3 protein-coding genes are annotated in these 6,347 nt (G+C 42.1%); all 3 read right to left on the bottom strand.

Annotation, left to right across the window (positions count from 1 at the left end):
- Positions 1-288: 288 nt before the first annotated feature.
- Positions 289-1,176 carry an alpha/beta hydrolase gene (locus V7137_RS28930; protein WP_335701257.1) on the bottom strand — a complete coding sequence of 296 codons (888 nt, stop codon included), beginning with the start codon at positions 1,174-1,176 and terminating at the stop codon, positions 289-291.
- A 201-nt stretch (positions 1,177-1,377) separates the two neighbouring features.
- On the bottom strand, positions 1,378-2,457 hold the full coding sequence (locus V7137_RS28925) for a HupE/UreJ family protein (RefSeq protein WP_335701256.1): 1,080 nt from the start codon (positions 2,455-2,457) through the stop codon (positions 1,378-1,380).
- Between the two features lie 200 nt (positions 2,458-2,657).
- Positions 2,658-5,834 (bottom strand): discoidin domain-containing protein, encoded by a 3,177-nt coding sequence (locus tag V7137_RS28920; RefSeq protein ID WP_335701255.1) that lies wholly within the window; start codon positions 5,832-5,834, stop codon positions 2,658-2,660.
- Positions 5,835-6,347: the final 513 nt, after the last annotated feature.

Raw genomic sequence — 6,347 nt, 5'->3', positions numbered from 1 at the left:
TTACTTGAATAAGGAAAAAGCGATCCCAGTTATTAAAGAATCGCTCCCGTTTGCTTAATCATGCTTATAATCACTGTCAAGTTGTTCCGACTACTTCCGTTAATTCTATTTTGAGTTTTGGAAACACTTTAAGTGTTAGTTAATTAAGATAATACTAATACTTAAAGAAGGATCCTGCAAAGGATAACCTTTTTAAACACCTTGTTTCCTTTTGAATCATTTCCCGAATCTTGGCGGATTACGGATCAATCTTGCTCTGGCCACACAATAAAATGCTCTTACAGCACATCAGTCCCGGCCCGCCTCGTAAAACTTTTGCGCTACTATAGCCGGCCTTGTACGCGTGTCCGTAAAGTGGTCGCCGTCGCCGACGATCAGGCGGAACTGGCCGAGCCGAATGGACATATGCGGATGCCAGCCGAAGCCCTCTTCTTGTGTCAATGCGTTGTCTTGGTAGAAATAGACATAGCTTTTGGGCGTACGCAGCGCGTAGAACGCTTTAAGATCCAGCTTCTCGAAAAGCGGCTTAGCCGGTTCCGGAGTGATCCCTGCATACATCCGTTTGGCTTCCTCCAAAGTGGCCGTATTGACGAACGAATCCCGAAACATCGGAAACGGAAGCATGATCGTATCGTCCTTCGAGCCGGCTCTGAGCTGCTCGAAACCTAGCCGCATTTGGGGTGAGAACTCGTCGACAACCGATTCTCCGTCTTTCAGTACGAACGCGTCCCAGAAGACAAGGCGCTTTATGCGATCCGGTACCTGTTCTGCCACCTTTTGGACGACAGTTCCGCCGAAGCTGTGCCCGACGAGAACAAAGTTGCGTAGGTTCAGTTTCGTTATAAAATCAACGACGGACTTCGTGATCATCGCATGCGTGACATGCTTGTTCGGATCTTTGCCGTGACCTGCGTATTCCGGCGTATAAACGGCATGCCCTCGACTGCGCAGCACCGCCGCTACGCCGTCCCAGAAGTGAGCGTCAGCCCAAGAGCCATGCACAAGCACGAAGGTAAGCCGTTGCTGTGCGGGTAAACGGGATCTTTCATCCGATTCGAGCGCACCATTGCTCCAGAGCCACGATCCTTCAGAATAAGGGGAATAATAATAGCCGCGGGGTATAAACCTATATTGGGGATAGGGGAATTGATGAATTTCTTGGAGATAAGGAAACATGTACAAGACATCCTTTCAAATCTACATATATTATCAGCTTATGCCTACTGCGTTTGAGAGGTTCCCACACTCGATCCGCCGAAAAAAAGCCGCAAGAGAGAAATAGCAGCTGGTTGTGCCTGACTTGGTTAGACACGCAATAATAAAAAAAGAGCTAGCAAAAATACCGCTAACTCTCGTATTGATCAATAAATGGCCTAATTACAATCTTTGAATCAACCAATAAAATGCCAGCACAAAAATAAGGCAAGACGTTGAAATCATCATTTTGCGATACCATGGGAACCTTCGCATCCATATCAAGAGGGGCAGTACTAGGCATAAGATCAATAGTTGGCCTGTTTCCACACCTAAATTAAATGTAAGGAGTGAGCCAATCATATTACTCTTTGGAAGTCCTGTTTCGGCCAAAGCCCCGGCGAAGCCCATGCCGTGAATCAGGCCAAATAAGGCCGTCAATATCCACCGCCATTTCGCCTTTTGAACAAACATATTTTCCACTGCCACATAACAGATCGTCAGGGCAATCAAGGCTTCGACCCAATGCGAACTGACCTGAATACGGTCAGTGGCCACCAAGAACAGTGTAATGCTGTGGGCGATTGTAAAAGCAGTAACAATTTTCAAAGCATCCTTGAATCGAGTTGCGATTAATACTAAGGATAACAAAAACAGCAAATGATCATAACCTGTCAAAATGTGTTCAATTCCAAGCTTAAAGTATTTCCACAAAACAGCGCTAATCTTAGGCTGGGGAAGGTCCTTGGGATGGTCCTGGGGAAGGTTGATCAGAATATCTCTATTAGTGCTATCAATCATATCCTGCTGAAAATATTCCCCTGCATGGACCATGAGTACACTCGTATGAGCAGGCGCATCGTCAAACACCAGATCGTAATGAAGATTAAATTGATTGATTTCTTCATCGGCGATAAACTTCAGTTGAAATTCCACACCTCTTATGGCACCCTTTTGCGCCATGTTCATCGAAACCAATTCCATCGTTAAGGGCTTAGAATCCGCATCTATGCGAAGATCTTTTTGTAGATAGGATTCGATTTTTTGCGAGGCCAGTTCATCGTTCACCAGATTATCCAAGTCAGTACCGAATTGTGGAAACAAGTCTCTTTGTTCAATAAAAAGATCATAGAGAATCTCGTTCCCTTCAATGTTTAAATCCGAGTAACTCATATCTATGGAATGCGCAAGTGAAGTTGTGGCAGTCCCAAAAAATAATAAAATCATGATGATGAACATGGACAGAAAGGAACGCTTCTTCATAACGGAACCTCTTTTCATGAAATGTTAGTATTACAATCTGCAATATAGTTTATCCGGTTACGAACGTTCATTCTGGAACTTGAACATAATAAGGGGGAGAAAATTGATCTCCCCCAGTTTCATTACCGATCCAACCTAAATTTCACTAATGTGATGACACCTGCGTGAATTCAATACAATAAATTCTTTTAAGTTAGAAGCTAATTCTTTACAGTTTCTGTTTCAAGGACGCTAATCTCCGCGGCCGCGGCCCAGCCGTTAACACCCGCCGTTGCTTCGAGCTTGACATATGATGCATCTGTCGGATCAAAAGTTGCTACTTTCTCCGTATTGTCGTTTGCCCAAGTTCCGCTTGCAACTTTAGTAAAGGTCACTCCATCTGTACTTACATAAACGTTATATCCTGTAATATTTCCGTTGCTGCCTGATGGCCTTGGTAAATACGCGACCTTATCGATTGGGTAAGGCCCTCCAAGATTTAAGGTAATCGATTGGGGGAGAACATCAGATTTATCCCACTTTGTATGCCAAAACGTTTGTGAATTTCCGTCAATCGCCATGGATGCTGAATTATTTTCACCAATCGTTTCCTGACTTGTCGCCGTTGCCGTCATTTGAGACTGAGGGATCTTATTAACCGTTACTTTAATGCTTGTTGTCAAAGGCACGTTATTGGGATTTTTCACCCCAGTTGGCAAAGTTACAGTTCCATTTACAGTAAAGGTCTGTACAGTCTTTACCGTAGGATCATAGTTTGAAGCATCCATATTCCATGTCACAACGGCATCCCCCCTGCCTGCATCGGTATCCAACGATACTATCTTTGGCAATCCAAGGGCGTCCGCTGTCTTCGCCGTTCCGATTGTCAACCCTGTTATGTCAGCAGGCGCAGTGATGCTGTTTAAATTAACACTTTGAGCCTCAATGTCAATGTCCTGCGACGAACGGTTATACATGGAATCGTCTGCGAATACCCTGAGTATATATGGAGTAGTTGGCGACAAATTTGTAAACTTATAGTGCCTGTGTTCATCGAATGGCTTGTCTAGCGGCAGTGAAAGGCTGTTAAACGATTTGTCCACTTTCCCCGTGAGCTTGTTGATAAGCTGAATATTATATTCCAAAACGCGCACATTGTCATTTGCTTGCTTTATTGTAAAAGCAAGTTCGTTGTTTTTGTAGGAATCTACCGTAATACCCTCTTCAAACTGCGGAGCTATGAGTTCTCTTATATCGCTCCTGCTATAGGTAAAGGCCTCTTTCCCTTCACCAACGACTTTTACAGAAGGTATGCCTACATATTCATCTGTACTTAAATTATACTGTTTGATGATAATTTTTGAACCGTAAACCTCTAAGAAATTCACGATGCGAGGTGTGGTTTTATAGTTGATATACGAGCCTTCTACATATCCGCCGTACGGACCGTCATCAATATAACTGGAATATGAACTCGCACCGCTGTCGAGAAACGTAGCCGAACCTTGATAGTGAGAACGTTCGTCGGTCGGGTCGTATTGCGTATGACCTGACATATATACCACCTGCGACAAGTCATTGTCGGCAATATATTTACCTACATTATTACTTGCTGCGCTGCTCCATCTCCCTGACCACACGGTTCCGCTTATAGGGTAGTGAGAAGATACAAATATAGGTTTGGTTGGATCGTAATCCGCTTCTGTTTTAATTTGGTTGAGTAAATTTTTGGTTTTTCCCACCGTATTATCGTTGTTATAATTTCCGTCAAAACCCACAATATTATATCCTTTTACCTTTACCCTATAAGCACTATTAAAGAAATTGTTATCGTATGAATTCGTTGAGGCGTTCCATGCGCCCGCCGAACCGACAGGTATAAATTGTTCGGCGCCGCCCATATCATGGTTACCTCTTACCATATAAAGCTTCGTATTGTCAAACAGACCCTCACCTTTAAGTTTATTGTATATGCCTGTCAGATTTTTCATCCACACATATTCATTGGCGTTGTTACCGCCGGTAACGTCGCCAGGAATAAAGAGTACGTCGGCCTGTGGGAATAGTCTCAGTTCTGTTCTGTAATCTTTTTCAATGCGCGCGATTGTTGCGGGATTAGCACTTACTTCCGGGTCGCTGTCCACAATCATATTTAAACCGGCGGGAGTTAATGTTTTATTGCTTTTTTGATAGATGAATATGGCGTTGTTTAGTTCACGTTCGTAATAATTGATGGTTTCCTGTGTAGATAATTTTACTTTTTGCGTTGTTGCAACCGTAGATGCCGTATTCAAAACCTTTTTCAAATGATCAAAATCGGTTTCACTGAAGCCGTTGCCGAGACCGTCTGCTATTATTTTATTTGCTTCTGATATTGTGTCGTTAAGTGCGTTCATATCTACTTTATTTACAGCGTAACTATTATAATTCGCTTGAACTACATCGCTGCTAAATGCACCTTTCCAAACATTCAGATCAGCTATATCGAATGAATTACCCCCATGTTTGCCCAATCCGTCGCTACCTATATTTAATGGGTTCGATGTATCTAAAGTTCCGATCCCCAGCGTAGTTTCAGTCATTTTGTAACCATCAATATACAACGATCCGAGCATTTTATCTCTGTCTACAACAAATGTCACGTAACGCCAATCGGAAGCATTAAACGTGTCACGCCCAAATTTTACTGATGTGGTCGGGAATCCTAAATTCATATTGACCGAGTTGGCTGATGTATAAATCGCCCAGCCTTCGTTAGAACTCTTAGTAAAATCCTTGTTTGATAATATGACCTGATTATTGTTCGTGTCACCCTTATACCAGAAGGATGTGGTAAAACTGTCATTACCAAAATTCAAGCTATGCGTCGTACCGACATAATTGTCGTCTCCGCTTTCTAAGTGCAGAGCTTTGGTCCCGGGTAATACACCGTCTACATAACTATTATTTCCTTTCCCTTCCAAGTTCTCTTGATTTGCATCGTCCTTTAAATGATTGTCGAATTTCATCGATGCAATAAGGGGGTTGGCATTTAATACTGCGTCCGTGGGCAATGAAGTTTTTTTGTCACCATTTGCTGGTAAACCAACTACAACGCGCAATTTTTTACCAATATCATTTAACGTTACGGTGTAGCTTTTGGATGTACCACCCGATTTTACATTAATATATTGATCGCTTATACGTGATTCCTGTACTTGCCATTGATATGTTAGATTTTTGCCCATTGAACCATGATGTATGATTGCACTGGCGGTGATCGTTTGACCGTAAACCGGCTGCATATTGTCGATTTTGACGAGTTTTTCGCCCGATTCGTTTGTAATTGCGTCTGCGGTGGTTGATAACATAACGAATATCAGCGTGAATGCGAGAGTAATAGATAAAATTCTTTTCATTACAGAAAACCTCCATTTTTTATGTATTTTAAGAGACTGTTCAAAAAGCTTGTAAAATTGAGTAAAAAACAAAACCGTAGCGAAACTTTGATGCGCAACTCATTGATTATATCGATCATGTCGACGACTCCAATGTGCTGGAGAAGGTCGCCCCGCTTCACAAGGATGGCGGGCATCCTCCCATCGATCGGGATGAGAGGAGATTTTTCGTCACGGAAATCCCCCTTTGGTTTCCAATATTGGAACCTTGATTTTATCCTTCTGCTCTCATTAAACTGAAATGGAGGTTTTTGAATAGGCTCTTTTTGTATTGTAATGTAAAAATATTATATTGATATTTTCTCAGAGTAAATTTATTGTAAATATAGTGTAAATCTAGTGGGCAACTATAAAGGGCCTTATTATCTATAAATGTATAATAAGGAAAATGTCTACCTATATTATAAAATGCCTCCTTTTCTCAGCACCCACCCGTATAGTATTTATAAATAATGTATGAAAATTTCAACTTAT

Source organism: Neobacillus drentensis, from assembly GCF_036962765.1.
GTDB lineage: Bacteria > Bacillota > Bacilli > Bacillales > Cytobacillaceae > Neobacillus > Neobacillus drentensis_C.
The sequence above is the reverse complement of the archived record's forward strand: the minus strand, read 5'-3'. Positions and strand labels throughout refer to the sequence as shown.